The following is a 25,185-nucleotide window of genomic DNA, read 5'->3' as shown; positions in this document are numbered from 1 at the left end:
TCCCGCTGGAGATCGGGAAATCGTCCGCTTCGGAGGGCCTTGCCTGGTAGCTGGTTTGCGCATGGCAGATCCGATACCGGCACGCCAACACATGGCGCTCGCGCAATTGCTGTTTGCCGGTTCTGATCAGCATGTGAGTGCCCAAGAGTCCCATCAAAGGGTCGCCCACGCTTATTTCGATACTGACTACTTTCGGTTGCCATCACTTTTTCCCGGGTACGAGCAGCGGGTGATCGATGCCGCGTCTGGCGCCATAGCCGTGGAAAAATTGCCCAAGCGACTCGGAGGCCTCCAGCTCAGTCATATCGATGGCGCTCGGGTAACGAACACCAGGAGCCAGGACATTCCCATACATCCAGACGGAAAAAGGAGGTCGAGAGCCGCGAGGGCCTCATCTTATCCCCGGCACGCGGGCCCTAGCTGGCTATTGCGCCAGTCCCAGCTGAAATCCAGTACACCAGTTTTTTCCAGAGGAGCAAGTTGATGACCGTTCAAAAGAAGGTTCCCTTCGTTACCTTTCTCACGCGTGTTCGCGACGAGTCAGTCCAGGGGCCAAATCCATATCGCTGGGAAGAAAGAACATCTGACGACTACTTTGCCGGCAAGCGCGTCATCCTGTTCTCGCTGCCTGGCGCCTTCACCCCGACCTGCTCGACCTACCAATTGCCCAATTTCGAAGATCTCTATGACGAGTTTGAGAAGGAGGGAATTGACGCGATCTACTGCGTCTCCGTCAACGATGCCTTCGTCATGAATGCATGGGGGAAGTCCCTGGGCCTGCAGAAGGTCGGGCTCATCCCCGACGGCTCAGGCGAGTTCACGCGCAAAATGGGCATGCTGGTCGCAAAGGATAATCTCGGCTTCGGCATGCGCTCCTGGCGCTACGCCGCCCTGATCGACAACGGCGTGGTGGAGCAGTGGTTCGAGGAGGAAGGTTTCTCCGACAACTGCGAGACCGACCCCTATGGCGTATCGTCCCCGCAGAACGTTCTTGAAGCGCTGAAGGCCGCCGCATGACCTAGAGGTCGTCTCACCGATCACATTACTCACGGCCAAAAGCCTCCTCGATAGGATTATCGCGCTCACCATGCAATCATCAGCAAGCCTGCTTCAGCGCCAGAAGCAATCTATAGTTGCCTCGCCTCAACTCATTGAGTCGATACGATTGCTGCAACTGGCGCATGCCGAACTGCATCAGTTCGTGGAGCAGGAACTCGAGAAGAATCCGCTTTTGGAGCCTGCTTCAAACGATGCCGAGGCTCTTGGCGACGTTTTGCCGGGGGAGGATCAGTACATCGGCGCAGGCGAAAACGACGTTGCCAGGCCGACCATGGCCGAATCCCGCGAACGGCTCGGGGAAAGGAAAACACTTCGCAACACGGCCAACAACTCACCGGGCAATCGCCCTGCCTTCGACGAATTTGTCGCCCTCACCGAAACATTGCACGACCATGTCGCTCGCCAGATCGCTCTCACTGCGCTCACACCACAGGAGCGGCGGATTGCTGGCCAGCTTGCCGCGCAACTGGAAGACACTGGCTATCTTCGGGCAAATCTTTTGGAGCTTGCGGAGAGCCTAAACATCCGGGCGGCTGATGTGGAACGGGTTCTGGGAACCTTGCAGCACTTTGATCCACCTGGAATCTTCGCGCGGACGCTCAGCGAATGCCTTGAGATCCAGTTGCGCCAGCGAGACCGGTTCGACCCGGCGATGGCAACTTTGGTTGCCAATCTTGAAATGCTTGCGCGACGTGATTTTCAGGCATTGAAGCAGCGTTGTGGTGTCGATGAAGAAGACCTTCTCGACATGTTGCAGGAAATCCGTGCCCTCGATCCCAAGCCTGGAAACCGATTCCAATCCGGAGCGTCGGAATGCATCATACCCGACGTCTTGGTCATGCCCTCGCCGGGCGGTGGATGGCAAATCGAACTTGATCCAGACACGCTACCCAAGCTGCTGATCAACCAAACCTATTTCGCCGAAGTCTCGCGCCACGCGGTCCAGAATTCGAAAGATCAGGCGTTTCTCAACGAATGCTTGCAAAACGCGAACTGGCTAATCCGCAGCCTCGATCAGCGCGCCAAGACGATCCTTAAGGTTGCGACCGAAATCGTGCGCCAACAGGAGGCATTTTTGGAACATGGCGTCGCCCACCTGAGGCCTCTCAATCTCAGGACTGTCGCTGACGCGATTAACGTGCATGAGTCGACTGTAAGCCGAGTGACATCGAACAAGTACATGCTTACCCCACGCGGGGTGTTCGAAATGAAGTATTTTTTCACTGTCCCGATCGCCTCCTGCCAAGGCGGCGACGCGCATTCCGCCGAAGCTGTCCGCCATCGGATCAAGGAGATAGTCGCCTCAGAATCGCCCCACGACGTGCTTTCCGACGATGACATCGTCGGCCGGCTCAAGGAAACCGGCATCGAAGTAGCACGCCGCACCGTCACGAAATATCGCGAAGCGATGAACATCCCCTCCTCTGTACAACGGCGGCGGGAAAAGCGCTTATGGCTAAATGGCGAACGTCGGCCTCGCACCGCTGACGAAAGCGGCGCTTAATCCAGAGCGATCCCGTTCTTTATGCGTGCGAGGCGGCTTTCGCCTTCCTCCAGGCCGAAGCAGTTTTCGAAATCGTTGCATTCCCGGCAACTGGGCGCGGTGCACAGCGAAAAACCTTCCGCCTCGCAAAGCTTGCGGTAAAAGTACCTCTTCCATTTCATGTTCTGGGTGTTGCCGGCTGCCAGCGTCGGAAAATGCGTGGCAAGCAGGCGGCTGAGATCGGCCCGATTGGAAAGGCCAAGGTCCTGCCACAGATGATCATCGCGCATGGCACGTCGCGCGATGATCTTGGCGAAGCGGGTGCTCGCCGGGTCGTCCGGCCGGGCATGGGCCAGCAGCAGGCCGCGCAGAAGTTCTTCCTCCATGTCGGGCTCGGGGTCGCTCACCTCTTTCAAGGCGAAGGCGTTGACAGCAACAGCGGGGAAACCGCGGGGCAGGACGTCGCGCAGCTCGGCGCGCGAAAGACCGGTCGCCCCCGTCGCCGTCGCCTCGCCGGCCTCGACCTCCTCGAGCGCACGCGAAAGCACACACGCAAGCACATGCTGGTCGAATCTCCTCTTTTGGCGGGCGCTGAGCCGGCAATTGTGATGGGCGAACATGGTGGCGTTCTCCTGGTTTATCCTCCAGCATGCGGCGACCTTGTCGGTCGCAACATGGGGCTGGCAGGTCTTCGAGCAGACGGAGGCGCAGGCTCTGCAGCCAGCGCAGCGACCGGCATGGTCGACGACCATGATCATGCGATCGAGCTCGCCGTCGAAGTCATCGTCCTCGCCGTCGCAGGCGCCGAGGATTTCACCCGCGCCATCGATGCCGTGCGCACGGTGAACGCTGCGTTCCGGCCGGAGGCCGTAGCAACGCGATGGAAGCCGGGGCAAGGCATTCGTTGACAGACCTTCGATATAGGTCCCCTGAACCTGTCGCTGCGAGCGACCTCGGCTGCCTGCCTGCTGTTGACCGCGCGCTTCTGCCTTTCGAAACGACTAACCAGCCGAGGTGAGAGTTCAAGCCGTTGCGGATTTCAAACCCTGGCATGAGCGAGCGACTTGTTGACCGCCGGGATGATCTTGTCTCCCCAGAGCTCGATCTGGCGCAGCATAGTCTTTTGGTCGAAATCCCCCAACTGGGTCTGAATTGCGATCTGGTCTGGTTTCAAGATATCCACCTCTTCCAATAGGCGATCAATCACGCGATTCACGCTGCCGATCGGCAGGTTCTCGCGCATCGTCTCGAATGACAGGTCCTGCTGCGTCGGCGTTTCCTGCAGCAGATAGCCGTCCAGGCTCTGCTGGCGTCGTTGATGTAGTGCTTCAGACAGCCGGCGCTGGAAGCGGGCATTGTCGAGATAGCTGTTGATCTCTGCCTCATCGTCGCTGGCATAGCAGCAGCGCAGCAGCGATATCTTGGCGTCCGTGACATTCTTACCTGCGGAAGCCGCCGCCCTCTTGATGGATTCGCGCAGCGTGCTCAAAGTCGCTAAGCCATTGTGGAATGCTGTGACAAAGAAATTGTGTCCCTCACGATAGGCCCTGCGCATGCGCGCGGACCCGCCGGCGATCCAGATCGGCGGTGTCGGCTTCTGCACGGTGCGTACCGAAATCGCTGTCGGGGGTATGCTCTCATACTGGCCGTCGTGCTCGAAGATGTTTTGATTGAGGCCCTTCAGAAGGATGTCCAAGTATTCCGAGAAGACGGCCGGAGCCTCATCGACATTTACACCGAAGCGCTCGAACTCGAATTGCTGGTACCCCAAGCCGACGCCGAGCTCGAGACGGCCGTTCGCAACGATGTCGGCGAAGCCGATCTCGGAAAGCAGGCGCTGAGGTTGATAAAGCGGCAGCACGCAGACGGCGGTGCCAAGGCGAATGGTGCTCGTCACGCCGGCGCAGTGCGCCACCATCATCAAGGGCGAGGGAATCAGGCTGTAATTGTTGAAGTGGTGCTCCGCGAACCACGCAGTATCGAAGCCAGCCTGCTCGGATACGACAGCCTGTTCAATGGAGTTGCGGATGACGCTATCGGACGATTGATGATAGCCGCGCTGGGCGGCAAGGATGAAGGTCGCGAATTCCATGGTGCTTCCTTGTTTACAGAGGGAGTTTGCCGGTCAGGGGCAGCGCCCGGCATGCGCACAGAAGGCATTGGCCGCAGCGTCGCTCCAGCCCTTGGCGCCGGCGTATTCTTGCGGCAAACCGCTCGCCATTCGGCGGTTGCGGGCGCGCCCCGAGCGGTTGGAACCGCGACCGCGATGAGGACGTTTTCGTCATGGCCGAAGATGACATGCTCGATTGCAGGAAACGCTGCGGAGGCGCGCGCAGCCGAAGCCAGAAGCCCTGGACGTCTTCGGCTTCGATGAGCAGCAACCCGTCGGCTGGCGAATGGTCGATAGTCAACCCACGGTCTCCGCAAAACATTCGTCATAGAGTTCACAGGCGTTTCCCGGATCACCGAACGAGGTCCAGCCGCCGTCCACGTAGAGGATCGAGCCGTTGATGTATGAGGCGTCAGACGACGCAAGGAAGAACGCCGCATCTGCGACGTCTTCTGGCCGTCCCGTCGTGCCTGTGGGGATGCGTCGTCCGATTGCTGTCGAGTCGATGCGGCCGGCCTTCGCCAACTGAGCAAGTGCAGGCGTGCGGATGTAGCCGGGAGCGACGGTGGCTGTTCGTATCCCCACCGGTCCGAGTTCGGCCGCCATGCATCGGGTCAGAATGTCCATCCCCGCCTTGGAGGCGCCGTAGGCATGGCGCGGCGCGAACGGCAGATAGTTGTTGATCGATCCGAGGTTGAGGATCACGCCGCCGGGGCCCATCGCCTTGAGCGCCTCGCGCGCGCAGGTGAAGGCTCCGGTGAGATTGACCTCCAGGACGTGTTCGATCTGTTCCGGTGCTTGTTCGATCCCCGACAACAAGGTCTCGGCGACGGAGGCACCGTTGACGAGGACATCAATGCGCCCGAACCGTCCCCGCAGCTCCTCGAATAGGGCCACCACCTCGCTCTCAACGGCCACGTCCACGGATTTGGCCGGGGTCTTGCCGCCGAGCAATCCAGCGAGCTCTGCCGCTGCAGCGCCATCTCTATCAGCAATCACGACGGTATCGCCGCTGGCGGCAAAGCGGCGAACGATGGCCGCGCCTATGCCGTTCGCGCCGCCCGTGACGAGCACGATTCGTGCGTCGGTGCGTTCGTCCGGACGGGAGAGTTCGGCTCGGGGCGTCCCATCCACCGGTGGGTGCGCATCCCCCGGCTGGTTGAACGACATCCAGCCGCCGTCAACCGCGAGCACCGATCCGGTGATGTAGCGCGCCTGCGTGCTGGCCAGAAAACGCACGGCGCGGGCGATCTCGTCGGACCGCGCCAAGCGCCCCATCGGCACACGGCGGCGCACGGCGGCGAGGTCCACTTTGCCCGCGCGTTCCAGTTCTGCGACCATCGGCGTGCGCACGTAGCCCGGCGCTACCGCCGTCACGCGGATGCCACAAGACGCCCACTCGCATGCAAGCGACCTCGTCAACGAGATCAGGCCTGCTTTCGAGGCTGCGTAGGCATTGCGTTTGGGATTGCCGACCATGCCTGCCATGGAAGCGACGTTGACGATGGCACCGCCTCGCCTCATGCGTCTCGCCGCTTCGCGAGCCATGACGAACGGCCCAATTAGGTTTACTGCCAGGCCGCGTCGGAAGGCGTCGACGCCGGTGTCGACAGTCGCAGCCATGGTGGGTCCCACCGCTGCGTTGTTGATGAGGACGCCGATCTCAGCGAACTGTGCTTCGACCCGGCCGTAAAGCGCGAGAATATCCTCCTCTTTCGAGACATCGCACTCGAGGCCGAGATGCGGGTAGCCGAGACCACGAGCTAAATCAACGACGCCGCTGCCCGGAAGGTCCACCGCAACAACAGTGTCTCCGTCCCCGGCAAGAATATCGACCAGGGCTCGGCCGATCCCGCCTGCGGCGCCTGTAATGATGACGATGCGTCCTGCCTGCTTCATGAGCTTCTCCGGGACGACCTCAGCGATCTCAGCCCATCACCCGTTGGGCAGCGGAATGACGTTAAGCAGCCCGCCCGGGTGACAGACAGTTGCGGCCCCAGATAGACGTCTTGCGTTTCGCCAGCGGTCCAACTCTCGATTTGGCAGTCGAAGCTGGTGAGGGCCACCGAGGACAGGCGCTTACCTTGATGAAAGGCTCTGCCGGAATCCCGCAAAATCGCTGCACAAGCATCGTCAGCAGGCTCGTGGCGACAGGGCTGATCGCTGTCACGGTCAAGCCTTCGCGGGCGGAAAGGCAATCCTACCGGCCGCATCTTCACCGGGCAGGCTTTCGCCGGGCGCGCTGTAACATTGCAAAGTTGCATAGTCTCTTGTCCCCTCGGCCAACGCGAATCTCCCGTTCGAAATCTCTGAAGGCATCATGGCGAAAAAGGAATGCGACGCTTCCCGAGCGCGTAGACCGGATCGTGCGGATGAGGTGCTCCAATCGGCTGTCGCGGGCCGAACCGTTCTGCGTCAAGGACCGCTGGTGGGATCTGCTCCTCGAGCCAATCGTAGACCACCGTCCGTTCGGCAATCCGCCACTCCCCTTCCCTCTTCTGAAACAGATCGCAGTAGCGGCCGCAGAGGAGCGTCTGGCGTACTTCTCCGTATTTGTCAGGTCCGTGTTGCAGCGCGGTGAAATAGCTCTCGACCGCGGCCTCTGCCCGGCTGATGAATTCGATCAGGACGTTCGTGATCTGATGGATGTTGCGAGGCTCGGTCTTGAAGACACCGAGCGCAAACCGGATGAAGCCCTCTGCCGAGCCGCAATAGGCCCCGTGTTTGTCATGCGCATCGGGCCAGTAGGCGCTGCGCAACGCCGCCTCATCCGCGCGATCTATCCCCCGGCAGTATCGATAGAGGCAGTCGCGGATTGCCTCACGGTCGTGTAATTCGTTAATATTTGCCTGGTCCATCGTCTCTACCGCAAGTTCGGTGATAGGGAGGAGGAGGGTGGGACAGCGGCCGCCTGCCGTCTTTCAGAATGCGGCCACAGGGTCGATCCCCATTCAAGCCCGCCAGACTCTCGGTTCAATGGCGTCCGGTACAACTCGCGCAGCGGGTGTAGGGTCGAGTTCCAGCGCACGTTCGGGGCAGGATCGCGCACCGCGTGACGCAAGCAGTTGCTGCCCCTCCGCAACCTCAATGTCACCGGGCAGGATGTAGCCCTCGTCATCAAGCTTGAAGACGTCCGGCGCTTGCGCCGAGCATCGCGCGTGACCCTGGCATTTGGTTTTGTGAACAATAATGCGCATAGCGCCACCTCCAATGTCTGTGCCCCGGCTCGAGACGGGCTTGGTCAGGACCAGTCCAGGATCAGATTTTCGATCCCGAATAGATGGCCGCCGGAGGTAATGGGTGCCGTAGCGTTCTGGATCCGGAAAGCCGGGATACGCGCCAGCCACTCCTCCAGGCCAATGACAATCTCCCGCCGGGCAAGGTGTGAGCCAAGGCAACGATGGGGACCATAGCCAAAGGCGGCGTGGCGGTTGTCCTCTCGCGCCAGATCGACCGTGTTGGGGCATTCGAATTCCGCTGGGTCACGATTGGCAATCATCGCGGCGCAGGAAACATAGTCCCCCTTGCGGATCGGCGCGCCTTCGAAGTCTATATCTTTGGTTGCCACTCGGATTATCTGAACGCTTGGATAGGCGCGCAGCAATTCTTCGGCTGCGAGCACGATTCGGTCCGGTTCGCGCCGGAGCAAATCTTGATCTTTGATGTTGCGCGCGAGATAAGCCAAGCCAAAGCCTATAGCTGCCGCGACCGTGTCGAGGCCCGCAATGAACACGAGCACGCCGATCCCACGGACTTCCTCCTCGGTCAGCCGGCGGCCCTCGACCTGTGCCTGGATGATGAAAGTCATGAAATCGTCGACCGGTTCCTTGCGGCGCTTGGTTGCAAGTTCGTCGATGAAGGCCACAATCGTCCGGGCCGCCGCCGGTCGCTTCACATCGTCGCCGTGGAGCAGATCTTTCGCCCAGCCGACAAATGTATCGAGTCGGTGATCCGGAAGCCCCAGAAGGCGAAGAAAGATGCTGACCGTGAAAGGAAAGGCAAAATCCTTCATGACGTCGCAGCTTGTGCCCGATGCGGCGATCCTAAGGATCAGCGTGATTGCTCGCTCGCGGACCTTCGGCTCCAATACCACCACCCGCTTTGGCGAAAGCAGCGGATTGAGCAGTGAGCGAAAGACGCCATGGGCCGGTGGATCGAGTTCAAGCGGGATCATCGGCCAGTTTTCGCCCAGCGCGGATGAGAAGATGCTGCGATGGCTGGAAAAGGTTTCGGCGTCCTGCAGCACACGGCGTTGGTCTGCGGCGCGAGTGATGACCCAGGTACCCCGGCCATCGCGCGTGTTGTAGGGCGAATAAAAGATCGGCGGCCCGGCATGGACGCAAGCGACAGCTGCGTGCGGATCTCCGTTGGGCGTCGACGCCATGCCAGGCGACGTAAACAGACTGAAGTCCCTCACCATTTCGGGCGGGACATGATCTGGAACCGCATTAATCGTCATTTGGTCTCTCCTGAACGTCAGGCGTTCTTGCGCTAGATTGGATCGCACGGCTGGTCACAAGGTCGATTGCCAGCACGGGACACGCCCCGGATCAGGCGCCGTACAGATTGGTCAATGACGCTGAACTCCATCACGCACTGCTGACGCCACCCTACAAAACTGTCAGAGAGCAAGTTGCGTGCCGGTTAGCGCACCGTTTGTGTTGCACCACTTGCCCGGTAACGGCGGCCGAGCCTTGGCGGCCTTTTGGTCGGGCTTGCGACATTCTTGTTCAGCTTCGGACATCTCTCGTTCTGGTGACCGAGCGTTCCCGCCGAACCTCGGGGCATTGTCCCGTCCTCGACGACAGCGTCTCCGACTCAAGGAAACGGCATCGATATTGCACGCCGCACGGTCACAACATGTCGCTGAGTGCCGCCGGAAAAGGCGGCGCTTCTGGCTTTGATGGGTCGACCCATCCACCCCATGTTGCAGCGCATTCAAACTGAAGAGCTTATTCATGGCCGAATCGGCGACAGGCTTCACGGACGCTGCTCTGCACGAGCCAGAAAAGCCCGATCAACGGTCTTGTCCCGCATGGGGTGCGGTCATTTCGCTTGCCTTGGGCACCTTCGGACTGGTGACGGCAGAGTTTCTACCTGCAAGCGTGTTGACGCCACTCGCGCATGATCTCGGTATCACCAAGGGTGCGGCTGGTCAGGCGCTGACAGCGACCGCAATCGCCGGGACGATCTCGGCGCCGACGATGGCCATTATTACAAGGCGCCTGGACCGCAAAATCGTTATGTGGGCGATGACGCTGCTGCAGATCCTGTCCAACGTTCTGGCGGAGGTCGCCTGGTCACTGCCAGTTTTCCTGACGGCACGTGTCGTGCTCGGCATAGCGCTCGGAGGCTTCTGGTCGATTTCGGCAGCGCTGGCGATGCGGCTCGTTCCAAGTCACTTCCTGCCGCGCGCCATGTCGATCATCATCACCGGCGTTTCCGTCGCTACCGTTTGCGCGCCTCCTGCCGGCGCTTATGTCGGAGAGATCTGGGGATGGCGAGCCGCCTTCATGATCGCCGTATTCGTTAATGCCATAACATTGCTGGTCCAACTCATAACCATTCCGACGCTGCCTCCGATTGAAGTGGCTACATTCCGCAGTCTGCTAGATGCGGCCAAGAATCCAACGACCAGGGTCGCGTATTTGGTTGTCCTGCTGGTCGCTTCTGGGCACTTCGCCAGCTTCATCTACATCCGTCCCTTTCTCGAGAAGATTCCTGCGCTCGATATCGAGACGATCTCGCTAGTCTTGCTCGCTTCTGGCATCGGCGGTTTCTTCGGTAATTTGGCCGGCGCATTCGTGGGCAAGCACAGCCTCAAGGCAGTCGCGGCTCTTCCGCCCCTGCTCATAGCGATAGCCGCTGTCTCGCTGCTGACGGTGGGAGCATCGGCCTTGGTCTCGGCGATTGCGGTTGTCGTATGGGGTTTTGCCTTCGGCGCGGTGCCGGTGGGGCTACAGACGTGGATGGTGCTGCGCGCTGCTCCCGAGCAGGCCGAAAGCGCCGGTGCGCTAATGACCGCAACGTTCCAGTTGGCCATCGCAGCCGGCGCGATTTTCGGCGGACTACTGGTGGATAATGCCGGCGTTGCTAGCGTCGTTGCCTACAGCGCGGTTGCCACGTTCCTCGCCGTCCCGACAGTGTTCGTGCTCGGCCCAAAACGCGAAACCTAGACCGCCTGACAGACGAAGCCCTCAGCGCGGTGCGGCGAGAGATGGTATCGCATCAGGCCGCGCGGCGCGATCCTGCGCACGATTACTCTGGCGGTTGCAGGCTTCGTCTCGCCAATCGCATAGCCGCCTGGATCGCGGCTACTGTCTCTTGCGCGGCGGCTTTCCGATCGGGCATGACCCAGCACCGGCGCTGCTCCGCGGCGCAGCCGCCAAGATCGTCAGCGTCCCGGCTGTTGCCCCAGCAGTGCCGCCCGAGACCGGCGCGTCGATGAATCCTCGCCCGGTCGCGGTAACGCGCGCGGCGATAGATTCGACCGATTTCGGCGGACCGGTCGCCATCAGACAGACGGTCGCGTCAGAAGGCGCTGCCGCAAGCGCTCCATCGGTGAAGAGCACCGCTTGCGCCTGCGCCGCATCGACCACCATAAGCAAGACAAAATTCGCGCCCGCGCAGGCTCCGGCAGCCGAGACGGCCGGCGTGCCTCCCGGAGCTTGTAGATCCGCGAGGCTCTTTGCGGCGATATGGAAGCCCTGAACTTCAAAGCTGCGCTTGAGAAGATTTCGGGCCATGGGCCCGCCCATCGAACCGAGTCCGATGAAGGCGATCTTTGTCATGCTGCATCCTCCTCGGCGGCTAGTCGCAGCGAAGCCACCTTCTAAGCTTGTCGTTTGGACAGGGCGCGTCGGAGTGCCCTGCGCCGTTGCATCTTGGCTTCGAAGCCAGCAATACTCGGAAGACCTCTACGATCACGCGCAAGGGAATGCAGGGATGCTTACCATAGGCGGCTTCGCGGCGCTGGCCGTCAGTGCGCCGCCTCCGCGCCGACAGGGGAGCACCCGGGTTGATGCCGACCAATGGTCGACGCTGTCTTCCGGCCATGCGCCGCCGCCGAGCGTAACGACGGCGAGGCGGTTCTCGCGCGTCGAAATCATCGAAGCAAGTTGCGTGCCGACTCGGCGCTCGATCTGCGTTACACAGCTTGCTCGGTAAAGCGGTGGCCCGGCCCTGGCGACCTTTTGGCCGGGCTTGCGACATTCTTGTTCAGCTTCGGACACAAGTAGGTGCGGTAGACACCCCACGGAGGCGGGAGGCGAGATCGCGTTCTTCGCGCAGAACCAATAACCATCGCGGTTGGTGCCGCCGCAATTGTGGAAATCGAAGGGTGCTGTCGCGATCAAGGTGGGGGTCTGGGTCGCCCCTTGACCGACTGGAAGACTGCCTGTTCAGCACTCCCGGACAATGTCTGACAACCGACATTGACGGTCGCTTTGTCGGGTCCGCGACGCAGGACTGATCGACCTCCTGTACCTGGTTAAGTCATTGAATATTATATGGAAGGCTCTTTTTGAGCCCCTTAGTACGATGTCGGCATGATTTTTGAGGCTTCCTCGGCGCGAGGGGTCAGGAGTTGCCGAACCGATATTCTCGTCGTGTGACAATTCCGTCGTTCCCGGCGCACCGATGCCCCAAGGGCCGTGGACAGCTATCTCGCCGAAGTCGCCACCCGGCCTACCGGATCAGTGACGCTGAGCCGGAGGCAGGGTGGCGGCGGGCTAGAGCGGGTCTCGACTGCCTGCCGTTTCCCTGGGCGGCCATAGCGGAGCATATGAGTGAAGCTTACGTGCGATATATTTAACACTCGTGTCAGTACACCGGCCGTGATCAATGCGACACTGGATAAACTCAACGATAAATTCGCCGATAGGCGCGCAAAACACTTGGGATACCCATACAATCTCGACTTTGATGCCTGGCCAATCTCTCAGTTCTGCAAATTTTTTATCAATAACTTGGGCGACCCCTATGTCGGTTCACACTATGCGACTGAGGTTTGTGGCGTAGAGCGCGAGGTGGTCGACTGGTTCACTCGGATCTGGGAATGTGCCGATCCAGAAGAATACTGGGGAGTGGTGGGCGCGAGCGGAACTGAGGGCAATTTGTGGGCCCTATACCTTGCGCGAGAGACTCTTGGTAATCCGGTTCTGATACACTCCACAGAGGCGCATTATTCGGTCCCAAAGGCGGCGAAAATCCTCCGGATCGAGGCCTTGACGTGCGAGGCCGACCATACCGGCGCCATCTGTCCGGATGCTCTGCGGGAAGTCGTTCAGGCAAATCGCCATCGCTGCGTCATTCTCGCATTGACCTGTGGAACGACCATGAAAGGGGCGCACGATGATATTGCGTCCTGCATCAGCGTTCTGGACCAAGTCGGGATCGATCCGAGTCGGCGCTTCGTCCACGTCGATGGCGCCCTAAATGCAATGGTCCTTCCCTTCGTCGATGGCTTACCGAGTGGTATCCGTCCCTCGTTCCGGCACGGGATCGACAGTATGTCAACCTCGGGCCACAAGATGATCGGCACGCCGATGCCCTGCGGCATCCTCGTAGTCCAACGCGAACATGTCCGTCGAGTGGCCTCCGCCGTGAGCTACTTGCGCTCTGATGATACTACCTTAATGGGATCGCGAAACGGCCACGCCGTTCTGGCGATATGGAACCGGCTGACGCGCCTCGGTATCGGCGGTTTCCGTCATTTTGCCCGAACCTGCATCGAGCGCGCGGATGGCTTTGCCGGAGCACTACGCTCAGCCAGTGTCCCGGTACTGCTCAATCCGTGCTCCTTGACGGTTGTGTTTCCGAAACCATCCGAGAGGCTCGTTAACGAATACCAACTCGCATGTCATGGCAACTACGCCCATGCCATTGTCATGCCAAACGTCAAAGCTGATCTCATTGACCGCTTCGTCGGCGACTATACCGCCGAGTGGCCCTGCAATTCTCGGCAGAGGGTGTTTTCATGAACGCTCATGTACAGCCCCAGTATCACGGCATCGAAGCACCACGGCGCTACAACCACTACCGCTTCGATCGATCCATCACTCGCGAGATCAAGGCCCTTGAGACCGACAATTGGCATGGGCCTCTTTACATCACAAAGGACTATGCGGTGATCGCCGCCTTCGCGTGGCTGGTCATTGGAGTAAGCTGGTGGTTCTATCCCCTGAGTGTGATTGTCATCGGAGCCCGTCAGCGAGGCATCTCCACCATCTTGCACGATTGTGCGCACGGTGTGCTGACAAAAAATCGTGTGCTGAACTTCCTGCTCGGCACGTTGCTGACGGCTTGGCCCCTGTTTCAACGCCACTTCGCCTACAAGGAGTCCCACGTCCACAGCCATCACCCCTACCTCGGGAGAGCCGATGCCGATCCTGACCTGAGGTTTTTCATCGCGGAAGGTGTCTTCACACCCCAAACGGATCGCTCCTTCGTTTGGAAGATCATCATCTTGCCGCTGCTTGGATCGAAAACCTACGGATATCTGAAGTATCTGCTCCGCAACAGATACCGGATGATCCTGGACACCTTCTCTCGCAAGGAGAGCTCAACGCGAGTGAAGCGCGAAGAGACATGGCTTTACGTGTTCGATCGCTGGGGCTTCTACGCGTTCTGGGCTTGTGTCGTAACGCTCGCTCTAGCCTACGGCTCCTTCCAGGAGCTTGTCCTTCTCTGGGTAGTTCCCTACCTGACCTCGTTTCACATCATCGGCTGGTTCATCGAGATGTCCGAGCATTGCAGCTCCATCGACCGCCGAACCGTAGATCTGGAAATGACCCGGAATCGCCGCAGCCGTCATATCGAGAAGTGGCTGACCGCGATCAACGGCGACAACTATCATCTCGATCATCATCTCGATCCAGCGACCCCGCTCTGGCGCTTGCCCGAAGCTCACGCCATCCGCCTGAGGGACCCCGCCTATGCGGCGCACTGTTCCGAAGCGGGCGGGATCTTCCAATCTGGCCCAAATGGCGAGCCTTCGATCCTGAAGCTGATCCGCGACCAGAACCGGAAGCGCTTTGCCGCAAGAGCGGGATCGCGGGCCTGAACACTATCCATCGAGAACAATGTGTCTCCGGAGCACTCGAAGTTGACCAAACTCCAAAAAGATGGCCCTGCAACACGATTGGAGGCGACGCCGGCTCTTCATGCGGAAACGACGGTTCTGCATGGGGGCTATCGCTGTGATCCGGCGACCCTGGCGACGACTGTACCGATCTATCTCTCGAACGCCTATGCGTTCGAATCCATTGACCATGCATCGGACGTCTTCGATCTCCGCCGGCAGGGGCGTACCTATTCGCCGTTGATGAACCCGACGACGGATATATTCGAACAACGTGTCGCGGCTCTCGAGGGTGGCGTCGCCGCCTTGGCAACCTCCTCGGGACAGGCCGCGATAATGCTTGCGATCCTGAACATTGCTGTTACCGGGGACAATATCGTGAGCTCCGCGCACCTGTATGGCGGGACAATCAATCTGCTCGCCAGCACGTTTCAGCGGCTCGGGATCGAAACGCGCTTCGTCGATCCGAGTGATCCCGAGCGCTTCCGCGAAGCCTCGGACCACCGCACTCGCTGTTGGTTTGCGGAAGGGCTTCCCAACCCGAAGCTCAGCCCCTTCCCAATCGTCGAAGTGGGGGCGATCGCGCATGAAGTCGGAATTCCGCTGATCATCGACAACACGATGACCCCCCTCATTTCACGCCCTCTCAAGCTTGGCGCCCATCTAACCGTGCAGTCCACTTCCAAATATATTTGCGGCCACGGCACCACGATTGGCGGCATTATCGTCGACGGCGGCACCTTCGACTGGGCTGCTTATCCCGAGCGCTTTCCGTTGATGACACGTCCTGATATCTCCCATGGCAACATACTCTGGCTTGATGCTGCGCGCGGTCTGCCCGGCCCATATGGGGCCAGCCCGTTCCTGCTCAAGATGCGCAACACGCTCATGCGCGACTTTGGACCCTGCCCGTCCCCGTTCTCATCTTTTCTCTGCATCCAAGGGTTGGAAACGCTGCCTTTGCGAATGCCGCGACATTGCTCCAATGCCCGGCAGCTGGCCGACTATCTTAAGGCGCATCCTGGTGTTGTCGACGTGAAGTATCCGGCTTTTGGCGGAACCGTCGAACGGCATCGCGCCGTGCAGAACATGGGCGATCATGGCGGCCCCATGATCGTTTTCGATATCGCTGGAGGCATCGAGGCGGGGGGCGTTTTATCGAGAGCCTGCGACTCGCCTACCACGTCTCAAATATTGGCGACGCGAGAACGCTCGCCACGCATCCAGCCTCGACGACTCATGCTTCGGTTCCCCGCGAGGCGCGCCTTGCTGCCGGGGTTTGCGATGGAACAGTCCGCATCTCCGTCGGACTTGAGCATATCGATGATATCATCGCCGATATCGGGCAAGCCCTTGGGGGCGCCTGATTTGACCGCGATTGCAGACAGAAGTCCGGTGATCGTCGGTGTCCTTTCTAACCGCCAGACAGTGGACAGCGTCGGCTATGAGACGGTGCGCATCCGTTATCTCGAAGCCCTGCGTTCAACTGCGCGTGTTTTGCCGCTCGTCATCCCGGCCGGACTTGAGGAAGAGAGTTTGCAGACCTGCTTTTCGGTCCTCAACGGGGTGCTGCTGACCGGGGCGGAGTCGAATGTCTCGCCCTCGTTTTATGGGGGGCCAGAAGCTTGTCCAGAGACGCTCGATCTCGACCGGGATCGGACAAGTATTGCTGCGATCAAGATTGCTCTGTCGTCCGGCATTCCGCTGTTCGGAATCTGCCGTGGGTTGCAGGAACTCAACGTCGCGCTTGGTGGTACCCTCTCAAGTGACCTTTCGGAAGGTCAAGGTCGGATCACTCATGTGGAAGACCTCACACTCCCGCGCGACCTTCAATACGCCTGCTCGCATGCAATTCAAGCCGAAGGCCGAGGTTACATTGCCCAGTGCATCCGTCGCTCGCAAAAGAAACCGGTCCTGGTCAACACCCTGCATCGGCAGGGGATCGCGCGTTTGGCTGATGGCCTTGAGGTCGATGCGCGATGCATGGACGGCGTCATCGAAGCTGTCTCCGTAAAGGGCGCGGCAACGTTTGCCGCCGCCGTGCAATGGCATCCTGAATGGTTTCACGCAGAGGATCCACTTAGCGTCGAAATCTTCCGTGCATTCGGCGAAGCCTGCCGCTCCCACATGATAGCAATGAAGTCACAGCCATGAAGAATGCTTATTGGTCGTCGATCCTTGGGGCCGGTTTCGCCCTTCTCGCAGCTCTGTCCAATGGAACCGTCGGGGTGCTTTCCCGGTCCGCCTTTAATGAAGGGCTCGACCCCACCGCGGTCGCATTCTGGCGTTGCGGCATTGCGCTTTCGCTACTTTCGATCGTCATCCTTTTGAGGTCTGGAGGCTTGGCTCGACTCCGCGCCGCTTTCACGGGATCGTGGAAGATCGCCGTCTGCTCTACGCTTGGCATCTTCACGCTTTATCATTTCGAAACCCAAGCTTTCGCCTACACGCCGATTCCACTTGTTGCCATCCTTGTTTTCACTGGCGGCCTTGGTGCAATCGCGCTCGACATCCTCATACTTAAGGAAAGGGTGACCACGCGAAAGGCGTTCGCCATGACGATGGTTTTCCTTGGAGGCTACTTCCTGATTGCCGGCGACGGCATGATGGCTGCAAGCATTATCGGCATTTGCCTCGCCCTTATCGCAGGGCTAGGCTACGCCAGCTTTATTTTCGCTTGGAAATTCTTCAAGCTTCGCTCGACCCTAGAAACTTTCTGGTGGTTCCTGGCTTATGGCTTTGCCATGCTCGCCGTTCCCTACGCTTGGAGCGGCGCGCCAATCCCGTCAGTGAACACCGTTCCAGCTTTGTTAGCGCTGGGGATTATCCCCTCGTTCTGCGGTTTCTACTGCACGATCCTCGCCCTTCAGCATGTCGAGGCTTACAAGACGCAGGTCATCGAATCGAGTGAGCCATTCTTTTCCGCCCTCTTCGCAGCCGTGTTCTTCGGCGAATGGCTGACGGGTCCAGGAATGCTCGCGGCATTGGCCATCATTGTCGGTGCGTTGATCACATCCGTGCCTGAACGCGGCGCCATCTCCATTCAAATACGCCCAATTGGCGAAGGGGAGTAGGGCACCGTTTCCATTATTTCCAAGGACCAATATGCCTATGGACCGCAGGCGGCTATTGCATGGACAGATTGGTCAAGATCGAGGTCGACACGCCGGAGGCACTGGACAGCGCGTTGGCACCGGCGTCGACGCGTTCGATCGAAGAGCTGGTGGGTGACGATGGTCGGTGGCCCGGCGGTAAACGAGGCGTCCTGGCATGTAACGCCCAGGACAGCGCCAGCGATTGCCGCGATCGGGTCGACTTCACCTCGGTCGGATGGATCATACAAAGGGTGCAGATTTCTCGCTATCGGGCTGGACACACAAGGTTGCTGGGAGGAGGGTAGTTCGTGTTGGAAGATCATCTGTCGACTTCAAAAGGGAGGCGCCCCGACATGCAGAGCCCTCTCAGTTCACTACTTAGATCAGACCAGCAGCGCCAGTCCCAAACTCGAACGCTAAGCGGCTACCGCACTAAGTCCTGCACTCGAAATCACCCATGACCCGACGATACGACATTGAGAAGACGCCCGAAGGCTCGTGGGACATTATCGACGTGTTCACCGGGCAGCCGGTTGTCGAGGTAGGCGTCCCTTTGATCGACATGTCCATCGACGAAGCCGACGATCTGGTCCACCTTCTCAATTGCCGCGACAGGGAACAGCGGTCGGACTCTTAGGCTCCGGTCGCTCAAAATTCCGACCACGCCCCCCTATATGTGAGCTGTCCGCTTGGCCGGTTTCGTACGGTTTCAATCATCCATTGATGTCTCGTCGCGGGACGCGCAATATCGAATTTCGTTGGCGTCTTTGGGTACGAGGGCAGAATGAACGTCATCCGTAAAGTCCGCCCAATTTCTACGGCAGAGCAGGTGGTTGCCTTACTTCTCGACCGGTCGGATCATGGGGACATTGTATCGATCAAAGCTACAATGAAAGGAGCTCGCGATGCTGCACCATATCTGGTGGAAAGCGACGAAGAACTAACCGAGGTTGTCGTGACGGAGGCAACCGTCCGCGGCCTGTTCGTTGCCTTTGACAGCCGAGAGCCTCATGGCTCTCCATTGGTTCAACCCTCCCGTCTACGTTAGGACCCACCGCCCCGGAGTTCGGTTTGGGGTCAGCCACGTCGAGGGTGCCGCCGACCAGCTTTTAAAGTGGAGCAACAAGGAGCCTAGGTGGGATTACGCGGTGCGCGTTTGTATGGCCACTCTCGCCCGTAAGGCATTCGCGGCGGCTGCCAAGGAGGAGAAGAGTTTTTGCCAATGACTAGCGCGTAACCGGTCAGCCGGTCACTGCATGTCCGACACGTAGCCACCGACGAACAGTGTGGTCGGCCCCTTACACGCCTGGAAGGGTTGGCATCACGCGACCCAGCAACGACGCCAGTATGTCCAGCTAGCAGCTAGCCCTTCGCCATCCTTATTGGCTCGATCCTCGGTCTGCTGCTCGGCTAGCCCAAAGACAGGCTGAAGGTCGCGGGTCTCATCGCGGTGAAAGGCGGAGACGACGAGTAGCTTAGGTTGCTTTCCGATGAGTTCCTCGACTTAGGCCTTGGTCGCCCTGGGTGGCCCAAGCGCGAACGGCGTCGAGCGGGCACTGCATCCGGCATAGATGCCTATTTGATGCCAATCGGCAACGCCGTGCACTTCCTTCACGCGATCCCTTTTCCTCCACCCAACTCCCGGCGCCAAAAAACGCCTCTCGGCCAAGTTTGCCGGCGTCGGATATAGATCGGGACAGTCTGCCCGCCGCGGTTGCCCTGTTTCGCGGATTTTCGACCTGGTGCGGCACCGCTGATCTTAATGAGCCTATACCGCTTCCGTTTCACTGCCCGATTTAGAGGGTGAGATCCAAGGCATTACAGCAGCCGGGTCTTCCAGTATGCAAGCCCGCTTGGCGAAGCTGATGAACGCCTGACGGACCACGCTGACCGGCTTGTAGCCGTCGTGCGCATCGTAGCACGCTTTGAGTGCAGTCTTGTGGATCAAATCTCGACGGCTTTCGGGCCATTCTTCGAGAAAATCAATGGCGCCATCGATGCTGACAATTTCTCGCACAATGCAATTCCCGTCCTTGACGAAAACGGGGCTGCTGAATGTGGTGGCGTTCATCAAATCCCTCGAATTTTTTGAACGGCTCAATATTCTGAGAAGGCCGCTTCAGCAACCATCGCAGAACGTGATGTCATGCCGATGACGGTGGAAAGCACGCTCGATGCTCATCCTCAGCCTTCGCGCCGTCACCGACTTCACCTGGAATGAGCCAAGCTCATCGCAAAGGGATGCCCGCTCCCACCATGACACTTTAGAAAACGACCCACACCACTAGACAAAGTTCCACACGGTATGAGTGGCCGTGCGCCCGACGGCAGCGATGGGTTTCGGGTACCCGCGAAAACATTACGCTGCCTCGAATGTGAAAGCCGGTGTTCCAGCGTGGGTGGGCAAGGCGACTGCGGCCGCGGTATTCGCCTCGCGTTCAGGCCCGTCCATCGGCCGGAATAAAAGGTTCTTAAATGCGAGGCCTTCAAAAAGCTCGGGCGCTCCATCCTTGTCCTCGGGCTATCCGCTCGACAGTCTTGGAGGCAAATCGCAGCTTCATCGCTCCAGGAAGGGAAGCAAGAACATCGAGATGCATCTCTGACGCGGTCCATGCACAAACTGCAGTCGAAGGCATCAACGTCTGCGTCAGGTATGTTTGGATAGTGTCTAATCGAGAATTTACATGGATCTTATCACATCAATCAGTGGATCATGCGGAAGGGCGGTCGATTCTATTGTGCGCGAAAGAGTCTTTCCGTGATGTGAGAGGCTCGCTCGCATTTCGCGATCTGTAATTGCCAGCTCTAAGACCGACGCCAACTCGGCCACATTGTTGGGGTCTTGGGCGCGCAGGACGTTTGTCCGATCCGCCAGCTCGGCGGCGAAAGACACCTTCGAACAAATCTCACCGCTCAATATCAGCGGTGTGCCACATGCCAGCACCTCACGCGGAATCTGAGGCCCATGAAACGCGATTGGAAAATTGTTTTCCAGGAACGTGATCACCGAGCAGGACCTTATGAAAGCCGAAACTTCCCACGGAGGAAGCGGTGGCAGAATGATCGTTCGACCCCGCAGTCGTTTCTTTGACGCAAGGTGGTTGAATGCATGAGCAAAGCGATCAGGCACGGCACTCCACAGCGCACGATAGGCGACCGGGAGGTTTCGAATCCGCGAGGAGGTCCAGCGCATCAATTAGGAGGACTATCCCGATCTTCCCGTAACTGCCGACAATCGGATCTGAGCACCTCAACCCTTCCCTATTCCAATCGGTCAGCATCTTCAGGAAGTCGCGTTCGAAACCGTAGTTGCTGAAGAAAGCCTCCGCCTCTTCGACAAGTGCCTCAAAGTCAAATCGAGTAGGCTCCCAGAAGGAATCATCGAGCCTCCTGCCGCGAGCTTGGACCAGACTTTCGCGCATATTTTGATGTTCGGAAAGATGCCTCCTATCCAGGGGGGCGTTTCCAAGGCAACTTGGATAGCGGCAACCGATCTTGTGACCGCTGGCCATACGGTAACCTTCATCTCGAACGCCAACAGTATGGGCTACGGATTTCGGCAAATGGGATCGGCCTCCAGCATAGATGCGACGGTTGCTGGCTTCGCGGGAAAGCTTGAGATTCGGCAGCTTGAGGCGCGTCTGACGCCCGCATCCAAGACAATCTGCACCGCATCCTGCTTTTTGCTCGCCATCACACGGCTTGCCGACGCTAAGGTCATAGAGTGGCCCTAAATCGGCAACCTTCCTCAATCGACCCAGGTCGCTTCCGGCATGGTAAGCGCTTCGGCTTGGGCCAATACGGTGGGGGCGGCTCTTCCCCGTAGACTGTTCTGTAGTCCTCCAGGAAAGCGAGGTATGCGTGGCCCGTGCCCCTCGTTCTCAGCTGAGTACTCGGCCGAACGGCTCCGCCGATCTGGGGTCGAGCAATTCGACGCGCTCCTTCTAAAAAGTTTCGCTTCAGGTAACGCAAGGCGTCTTGGATGAACCCGTCCTCTTGGGTCCGTGCGGAGCACCTGTGGCGGGTTTGTCGTCAATTGATGGCGATTGCTGGACAGCCGCGATGCTTGACACGTCACGGCTGCCTGTAACGAGTGTTGCTTCAGTCATAAAAGTCTCCTTTTCGTCATCCTCTGTTCGCACTTGACCTGTCTGTGAGAACAGCTCTTGATCTAGCGACAGCACCATCGCCGGATAGGTGGCCTCTGACGTCTCTGTGTGGCCTCCAGACCTTCACAAGCAAGGAATGGCCCAACGAAGAGTTCAGTACTTTGGGGGCGCTGCTTGAGCGAAGCATAGCCCTAGCCTTGCGGCCTTGTATCGGTGGCGAATCCACTCTTGATCCAAGTCGATCCCGTTCCTGATCCGTGTGAGGCGCTTTTGCCTTCCTCCGACGCGGATCTTTCAAGGATGCCTTTATGGCGGTGGTGCCCCGGCAGCTCGATGAAGGGCCCGTTCGATTTCGCCAACAGATCGACCGCTTCCTTCGCGCCGCTGCCGTGCAAGGCCAACATGTTGGACGGATTGACCGACAGAACACCCTCCGCCGACAGCTGACGCATGTAGGCGACATCGGTCACCTTCAGCGCGGCTTTCAGATAGTAGCTCGTCGAATTGCGAGCGATGAGATGACTTTCCTCGCCAAGCGTAGACGATCTCGGTGATGGAGCCCCCGATCCAGCGATCCGTGACGGATCGGAAAAAACAGCTACGCCCTCATTGGCCTCGGCGGACGAAGCGGCGGACAGCAGAACGCCGAGCATCGGCGCGAGCACTGAGTGGAAATGAAAAGCAATACGCATTGGTCTTACCTCACGCGGCGGACGGGTTGGGAATGCGCGGCAGGTTCTCGACCAGGAACCGCCAGTCGCCGCGCTCGCGTTCGCCTTCCTGGCGCGTGCCGAAGAACTGGATGATCATCTTGCCGTCGGCGCCATAGGCTTCGAGTGACGTGACGTGGCCGTCCCTGGTCGGCTTGCGCACGGCCCAGACCTCGCGGATGTGGTTGGTCCTGAGATGCAGGTGGAAGGTCTCGTCGAGGACATTGATCCTGAACCCTATCGGCTTGACCGACTTGATCGGGCCGGAATGGATCTGGATGCAGCCACGATTGCCGACAAAGCACATGATCGGCATCTCGCCATCGGCCGCGTGTTCGAACATGGCGCCAACGGCATCGTTGTCGAGCAGCCAGGCGTAGTCCTGGCCGACCATGCGCATCGCCTGGCAGCGGCTGAGCTCCAGCGTCTTCAACATGCCGAAGAACTGATGCACGTCCGTCAGCCGGCTCCAGTGCTCGCGCAGGTCCTCGACCGTGGCCGCTTGGTCCGGAACCCCTGCGTCCTCATCGATTCCGCTCGCCCGAGCCGACACGATCGGCTCCTGGTTTGAGGATTCGAATTCCGCCACCAGCTTCTGGTAGGCATAGAGGTTTGAGGCGGGCCTGAGATGCACCCTGTGCACCGCCTCGCCGGTGGAATCGAAGAACTGCAGGCTGCGGCGGATGTTGCCGCCATCGCGCTTCTCGACGGCGAAGCCATAAGCCCACGCTTCCGGGAAGATGCGCAGGTCGATGTCGTCGCCGAGCACCATGGCATGCTGGTTGCCGGTGACCACGTTGTCGTAGACGCCGATCTTCTCGTGCACGGCACTTTCATTGCGGGTCAGCGCCATCACCTCGCCGACCGCTTCAAGGCCGGTCAGCAGATCATTGACGCGGGGCTCGATGCGCACCGCGCCGAAACCGCAATGCGCCGCAACCAGTTCCGCTTCCGAAATGCCCAACTGGGCGGCGAGATCGTGCTCGCGTATATTCGGCATGTCTTCCCGCGCCCGCCGGATTTCGGCCGGCGAGCGTTTCACGCGCTGGTCCATGTCGTCCACCTGTCTGCCTTCTGTCTGCACACTTGCGTCGCTGATCCGCCCGCTTGTTGAGGATCAGCTGCCCTGCCGGGTGATCTTCAGCCGACAGAGCGCGCCGTAATGCTCGATCCCGATCACGTGCTCGCCCAGGAACAGAGTGTTGCTGGAGAGCGTGCGCATCGCCGTCGGCATCCCCTTGAAACCGGGCGTGCCGCCTGAATGGCGAAACGCAATGACACTGACCGGCAAATGCCGGTCGAATGCGATCTCAAGCCGGTCAATGGCCACCAGGCGGTGATGAGCGATTGTGGGTGTCGACGCCAATCGGCCGATGGGGCATTCGGATTTCGCGGGCGATGCTGCTTTCCCATAGAAAGCGGATCTGATCCAGACCTGACATGTTGCTTTCCTTCCTTCGTTCCATCCGTCGCGAGGGGACGCCCGCGAGACGATTATCGGCCGGCGGTTGTTGCCGCCTCGCCCAAGGGAGCTTCAAAAGTCGTGCCAATTGCGCCGAAGCAAGCTCAGAAAAAATCTCTGCATGCTATTCAATGGTTTACGTCAGAGTGGAGCAGGAACTCAGGCCGAGCAGTCCCATGTCGCGGACTCGACAAACGCGACAGTACGTGTCGGCTGCCCGACGTCTTCCCAGCAATGGCGCACAAAGATTCATCGCAGTGTTAGAGAGATCGCGCTGTTTTGAAACGGTTTTTTCCATTGGCACGGTCCATGCGGGGTGATCTGCAAACCGTCACGGACTGAGGAGAAATCGAACCATGATTACGCTCACCGACAACGCTGTTGCCGCCGTCAAGACCGCTCTTTCCCGCGCCAGCGAGCCGGCGGAAGGCTTTCGCATCATGGTCCAGGCCGGCGGCTGCGCCGGCTTCAAATACTCAATGGGCCTGGAGAGCGTCTCGCGCGAGGGCGACGCGATCATCGAGACCGACGGGGTCAAACTGTTCGTGGACGCAGGCTCTCAACCCCATGTCGCCGGCACGACCGTCGATTTCGTAACCGGACTCGAATCCTCCGGCTTTGTCTTCGACAACCCCAACGCGCGGGGGAAGTGCGACTGCGGCAAGTCTTTCAGTTGATCGCCTCAGATTTCGAGAAGGCCATGTTGGACTATAGCGGGACAAGGTCAAGGAATACTCCTTCAGGCCGAAGAATGCTGGCGTTCTGGAAACGGCCAATGCAGCCTGTGCGGTCGGCGCGATCGCCTGCGGCAATGCGCTTGAAATGATCAGCACCGATCCGGTGACGGAAACGTTCAAAGCCGCAGAATTCCAGACCTTCGGCCGCGGCGACGCTGCAGCAAATTTGACTGATCGAAGACGCTGGCGCGGGCACTGTGAATGTCGGCGGCGACCGGGCCTACGTCAAACCGTCGGCGTCTGCCAGGGCGCCTGCGTCACCAGCAACGGCAAGTGCCGGAGGCTCAATGCGAGCGGCCTGGCGCTTCGCATCGTTCCGGCCAACTGAGGATCGCACAC

At 59.5% G+C, this 25,185-nt stretch carries 25 protein-coding genes and 3 pseudogenes; 14 read left to right on the top strand and 14 right to left on the bottom strand.

Annotated elements, in window-relative coordinates; genetic code table 11:
* The first annotated feature begins 483 nt into the window (after window positions 1-483).
* Both DH10_RS06120 and rpoN read left to right on the top strand, forming a co-directional pair.
* Entirely contained in the window at window positions 484-1,017 is a 534-nt protein-coding gene (locus tag DH10_RS06120) for a peroxiredoxin (RefSeq protein ID WP_192246672.1), read from the top strand.
* 70 nt (window positions 1,018-1,087) lie between these two features.
* A complete protein-coding gene (rpoN, locus tag DH10_RS06115; RefSeq protein ID WP_192384467.1) occupies window positions 1,088-2,563 on the top strand; it encodes an RNA polymerase factor sigma-54 in 1,476 nt (491 codons plus the stop codon).
* Here rpoN and DH10_RS06110 read toward each other — a convergent pair.
* Window positions 2,560-3,162 carry a nitrogen fixation protein NifQ gene (locus DH10_RS06110; RefSeq protein ID WP_192384466.1) on the bottom strand — a complete coding sequence of 201 codons (603 nt, stop codon included), beginning with the start codon at window positions 3,160-3,162 and terminating at the stop codon, window positions 2,560-2,562. The genes rpoN and DH10_RS06110 overlap by 4 nt on opposite strands.
* Before the next feature lie 117 nt (window positions 3,163-3,279).
* Here DH10_RS06110 and DH10_RS06105 point away from each other — a divergent pair, with 117 nt between their 5' ends.
* Entirely contained in the window at window positions 3,280-3,450 is a 171-nt protein-coding gene (locus tag DH10_RS06105; protein ID WP_192384464.1) for a hypothetical protein, read from the top strand.
* Between the two features lie 131 nt (window positions 3,451-3,581).
* Here DH10_RS06105 and DH10_RS06100 read toward each other — a convergent pair whose 3' ends face one another.
* From DH10_RS06100 to DH10_RS06080, 5 genes are all read right to left on the bottom strand, one after another.
* Entirely contained in the window at window positions 3,582-4,634 is a 1,053-nt protein-coding gene (locus DH10_RS06100) for an LLM class flavin-dependent oxidoreductase (RefSeq protein ID WP_192246680.1), read from the bottom strand.
* Window positions 4,635-4,949: 315 nt separating this feature from the next.
* Window positions 4,950-6,551: an SDR family oxidoreductase gene (locus DH10_RS06095; RefSeq protein WP_192384462.1), complete on the bottom strand. Its 1,602-nt coding sequence runs from the start codon at window positions 6,549-6,551 to the stop codon at window positions 4,950-4,952.
* 419 nt (window positions 6,552-6,970) lie between these two features.
* Window positions 6,971-7,510 carry a nuclear transport factor 2 family protein gene (locus DH10_RS06090; RefSeq protein WP_192384461.1) on the bottom strand — a complete coding sequence of 180 codons (540 nt, stop codon included), beginning with the start codon at window positions 7,508-7,510 and terminating at the stop codon, window positions 6,971-6,973.
* A 93-nt stretch (window positions 7,511-7,603) separates the two neighbouring features.
* The gene (locus DH10_RS06085) at window positions 7,604-7,849 is read right to left on the bottom strand and encodes a ferredoxin (RefSeq protein WP_192384459.1); all 246 of its coding nucleotides are present in this window, start codon (window positions 7,847-7,849) and stop codon (window positions 7,604-7,606) included.
* Window positions 7,850-7,893: 44 nt separating this feature from the next.
* Window positions 7,894-9,111, bottom strand: coding sequence for a cytochrome P450 (locus tag DH10_RS06080; RefSeq protein WP_192384457.1), 1,218 nt, complete (start codon window positions 9,109-9,111; stop codon window positions 7,894-7,896).
* A gap of 499 nt (window positions 9,112-9,610) precedes the next feature.
* On the opposite strand from DH10_RS06080, the gene DH10_RS06075 reads away from it, so the two are divergent.
* The gene (locus tag DH10_RS06075; protein ID WP_192384456.1) at window positions 9,611-10,828 is read left to right on the top strand and encodes an MFS transporter; all 1,218 of its coding nucleotides are present in this window, start codon (window positions 9,611-9,613) and stop codon (window positions 10,826-10,828) included.
* Between the two features lie 138 nt (window positions 10,829-10,966).
* Here the strand turns inward: DH10_RS06075 and DH10_RS06070 are convergent, their stop codons facing one another.
* On the bottom strand, window positions 10,967-11,443 hold the full coding sequence (locus DH10_RS06070) for an NAD(P)-binding domain-containing protein (RefSeq protein ID WP_192246692.1): 477 nt from the start codon (window positions 11,441-11,443) through the stop codon (window positions 10,967-10,969).
* A 1,044-nt stretch (window positions 11,444-12,487) separates the two neighbouring features.
* Between DH10_RS06070 and DH10_RS06065 the strand changes: the two genes are divergently transcribed.
* The 8 genes and pseudogenes from DH10_RS06065 (at window position 12,488) to DH10_RS06030 (ending at window position 18,876) form a co-directional block, all read left to right on the top strand.
* The gene (locus DH10_RS06065) at window positions 12,488-13,633 is read left to right on the top strand and encodes a histidine decarboxylase (protein WP_312891234.1); all 1,146 of its coding nucleotides are present in this window, start codon (window positions 12,488-12,490) and stop codon (window positions 13,631-13,633) included.
* Window positions 13,630-14,715 carry a fatty acid desaturase family protein gene (locus tag DH10_RS06060; protein ID WP_192384455.1) on the top strand — a complete coding sequence of 362 codons (1,086 nt, stop codon included), beginning with the start codon at window positions 13,630-13,632 and terminating at the stop codon, window positions 14,713-14,715. Before DH10_RS06065 ends, DH10_RS06060 begins: the two co-directional genes overlap by 4 nt.
* A 78-nt stretch (window positions 14,716-14,793) precedes the next feature.
* Window positions 14,794-16,100 (top strand): annotated as a pseudogene (locus DH10_RS06055) (O-acetylhomoserine aminocarboxypropyltransferase/cysteine synthase family protein).
* Window positions 16,018-16,887, top strand: coding sequence for a gamma-glutamyl-gamma-aminobutyrate hydrolase family protein (locus DH10_RS06050; RefSeq protein WP_343221474.1), 870 nt, complete (start codon window positions 16,018-16,020; stop codon window positions 16,885-16,887). The pseudogene DH10_RS06055 and the gene DH10_RS06050 overlap by 83 nt, the downstream one beginning before the upstream one ends.
* Complete coding sequence (locus DH10_RS06045) at window positions 16,884-17,807, top strand: DMT family transporter (protein WP_192384453.1); 924 nt, start codon at window positions 16,884-16,886, stop codon at window positions 17,805-17,807. The genes DH10_RS06050 and DH10_RS06045 overlap by 4 nt, the downstream gene beginning before the upstream one ends.
* A 59-nt stretch (window positions 17,808-17,866) precedes the next feature.
* Entirely contained in the window at window positions 17,867-18,133 is a 267-nt protein-coding gene (locus DH10_RS06040; protein ID WP_192384452.1) for a hypothetical protein, read from the top strand.
* Window positions 18,134-18,285: 152 nt separating this feature from the next.
* Complete coding sequence (locus DH10_RS06035; protein ID WP_192246702.1) at window positions 18,286-18,465, top strand: hypothetical protein; 180 nt, start codon at window positions 18,286-18,288, stop codon at window positions 18,463-18,465.
* A 147-nt stretch (window positions 18,466-18,612) separates the two neighbouring features.
* Window positions 18,613-18,876: a hypothetical protein gene (locus DH10_RS06030; protein WP_192384451.1), complete on the top strand. Its 264-nt coding sequence runs from the start codon at window positions 18,613-18,615 to the stop codon at window positions 18,874-18,876.
* Window positions 18,877-19,596: 720 nt separating this feature from the next.
* On the opposite strand, the gene DH10_RS06025 is transcribed toward DH10_RS06030, so the two are convergent.
* The 7 genes and pseudogenes from DH10_RS06025 to DH10_RS36680 all read right to left on the bottom strand — a co-directional run bounded on the left by DH10_RS06025 (window position 19,597) and on the right by DH10_RS36680 (window position 23,977).
* On the bottom strand, window positions 19,597-19,899 hold the full coding sequence (locus tag DH10_RS06025; RefSeq protein ID WP_192384450.1) for a DUF982 domain-containing protein: 303 nt from the start codon (window positions 19,897-19,899) through the stop codon (window positions 19,597-19,599).
* 214 nt (window positions 19,900-20,113) lie between these two features.
* Window positions 20,114-20,235 (bottom strand): annotated as a pseudogene (locus DH10_RS38110) (6-carboxytetrahydropterin synthase); the annotation flags it as partial.
* 273 nt (window positions 20,236-20,508) lie between these two features.
* The gene (locus DH10_RS06020; protein WP_192384449.1) at window positions 20,509-20,835 is read right to left on the bottom strand and encodes a glycosyltransferase; all 327 of its coding nucleotides are present in this window, start codon (window positions 20,833-20,835) and stop codon (window positions 20,509-20,511) included.
* A 115-nt stretch (window positions 20,836-20,950) separates the two neighbouring features.
* Window positions 20,951-21,580: a hypothetical protein gene (locus DH10_RS06015; RefSeq protein ID WP_192384448.1), complete on the bottom strand. Its 630-nt coding sequence runs from the start codon at window positions 21,578-21,580 to the stop codon at window positions 20,951-20,953.
* 548 nt (window positions 21,581-22,128) lie between these two features.
* Window positions 22,129-22,629, bottom strand: a complete 501-nt coding sequence (locus DH10_RS06010) for a TroA family protein (protein ID WP_192246710.1) — start codon at window positions 22,627-22,629, stop codon at window positions 22,129-22,131.
* 10 nt (window positions 22,630-22,639) lie between these two features.
* The gene (locus tag DH10_RS06005) at window positions 22,640-23,701 is read right to left on the bottom strand and encodes a hemin-degrading factor (protein WP_192384447.1); all 1,062 of its coding nucleotides are present in this window, start codon (window positions 23,699-23,701) and stop codon (window positions 22,640-22,642) included.
* A gap of 63 nt (window positions 23,702-23,764) precedes the next feature.
* Complete coding sequence (locus DH10_RS36680) at window positions 23,765-23,977, bottom strand: hypothetical protein (RefSeq protein WP_246505980.1); 213 nt, start codon at window positions 23,975-23,977, stop codon at window positions 23,765-23,767.
* Between the two features lie 488 nt (window positions 23,978-24,465).
* Between DH10_RS36680 and DH10_RS05995 the strand changes: the two genes are divergently transcribed.
* A complete protein-coding gene (locus DH10_RS05995; RefSeq protein ID WP_192246713.1) occupies window positions 24,466-24,786 on the top strand; it encodes a HesB/IscA family protein in 321 nt (106 codons plus the stop codon).
* Window positions 24,787-24,838: 52 nt separating this feature from the next.
* A pseudogene (locus DH10_RS05990) lies at window positions 24,839-25,174 on the top strand (iron-sulfur cluster assembly scaffold protein); the annotation flags it as partial.
* Window positions 25,175-25,185 lie beyond the last annotated feature (11 nt).

This window comes from Mesorhizobium silamurunense (assembly GCF_014843825.1).
GTDB lineage: Bacteria > Pseudomonadota > Alphaproteobacteria > Rhizobiales > Rhizobiaceae > Mesorhizobium > Mesorhizobium silamurunense.
This window is presented reverse-complemented; position numbering and strand designations above follow the sequence as displayed.

Excerpts from the sequence above, each read along its gene's own strand:
- DH10_RS06120 (WP_192246672.1), top strand. The coding sequence starts at position 484 with ATGACCGTTCAAAAGAAGGTTCCCTTCGTTACCTTTCTCACGCGTGTT.
- rpoN (WP_192384467.1), top strand. The coding sequence starts at position 1,088 with ATGCAATCATCAGCAAGCCTGCTTCAGCGCCAGAAGCAATCTATAGTT.
- DH10_RS06110 (WP_192384466.1), bottom strand. The coding sequence starts at position 3,162 with ATGTTCGCCCATCACAATTGCCGGCTCAGCGCCCGCCAAAAGAGGAGA.
- DH10_RS06105 (WP_192384464.1), top strand. The coding sequence starts at position 3,280 with ATGGTCGACGACCATGATCATGCGATCGAGCTCGCCGTCGAAGTCATC.
- DH10_RS06100 (WP_192246680.1), bottom strand. The coding sequence starts at position 4,634 with ATGGAATTCGCGACCTTCATCCTTGCCGCCCAGCGCGGCTATCATCAA.
- DH10_RS06095 (WP_192384462.1), bottom strand. The coding sequence starts at position 6,551 with ATGAAGCAGGCAGGACGCATCGTCATCATTACAGGCGCCGCAGGCGGG.
- DH10_RS06090 (WP_192384461.1), bottom strand. The coding sequence starts at position 7,510 with ATGGACCAGGCAAATATTAACGAATTACACGACCGTGAGGCAATCCGC.
- DH10_RS06085 (WP_192384459.1), bottom strand. The coding sequence starts at position 7,849 with ATGCGCATTATTGTTCACAAAACCAAATGCCAGGGTCACGCGCGATGC.
- DH10_RS06080 (WP_192384457.1), bottom strand. The coding sequence starts at position 9,111 with ATGACGATTAATGCGGTTCCAGATCATGTCCCGCCCGAAATGGTGAGG.
- DH10_RS06075 (WP_192384456.1), top strand. The coding sequence starts at position 9,611 with ATGGCCGAATCGGCGACAGGCTTCACGGACGCTGCTCTGCACGAGCCA.
- DH10_RS06070 (WP_192246692.1), bottom strand. The coding sequence starts at position 11,443 with ATGACAAAGATCGCCTTCATCGGACTCGGTTCGATGGGCGGGCCCATG.
- DH10_RS06060 (WP_192384455.1), top strand. The coding sequence starts at position 13,630 with ATGAACGCTCATGTACAGCCCCAGTATCACGGCATCGAAGCACCACGG.
- DH10_RS06050 (WP_343221474.1), top strand. The coding sequence starts at position 16,018 with ATGGAACAGTCCGCATCTCCGTCGGACTTGAGCATATCGATGATATCA.
- DH10_RS06045 (WP_192384453.1), top strand. The coding sequence starts at position 16,884 with ATGAAGAATGCTTATTGGTCGTCGATCCTTGGGGCCGGTTTCGCCCTT.
- DH10_RS06040 (WP_192384452.1), top strand. The coding sequence starts at position 17,867 with ATGGACAGATTGGTCAAGATCGAGGTCGACACGCCGGAGGCACTGGAC.
- DH10_RS06035 (WP_192246702.1), top strand. The coding sequence starts at position 18,286 with ATGACCCGACGATACGACATTGAGAAGACGCCCGAAGGCTCGTGGGAC.
- DH10_RS06030 (WP_192384451.1), top strand. The coding sequence starts at position 18,613 with ATGAACGTCATCCGTAAAGTCCGCCCAATTTCTACGGCAGAGCAGGTG.
- DH10_RS06025 (WP_192384450.1), bottom strand. The coding sequence starts at position 19,899 with ATGAACGCCACCACATTCAGCAGCCCCGTTTTCGTCAAGGACGGGAAT.
- DH10_RS06010 (WP_192246710.1), bottom strand. The coding sequence starts at position 22,629 with ATGCGTATTGCTTTTCATTTCCACTCAGTGCTCGCGCCGATGCTCGGC.
- DH10_RS06005 (WP_192384447.1), bottom strand. The coding sequence starts at position 23,701 with ATGGACCAGCGCGTGAAACGCTCGCCGGCCGAAATCCGGCGGGCGCGG.
- DH10_RS05995 (WP_192246713.1), top strand. The coding sequence starts at position 24,466 with ATGATTACGCTCACCGACAACGCTGTTGCCGCCGTCAAGACCGCTCTT.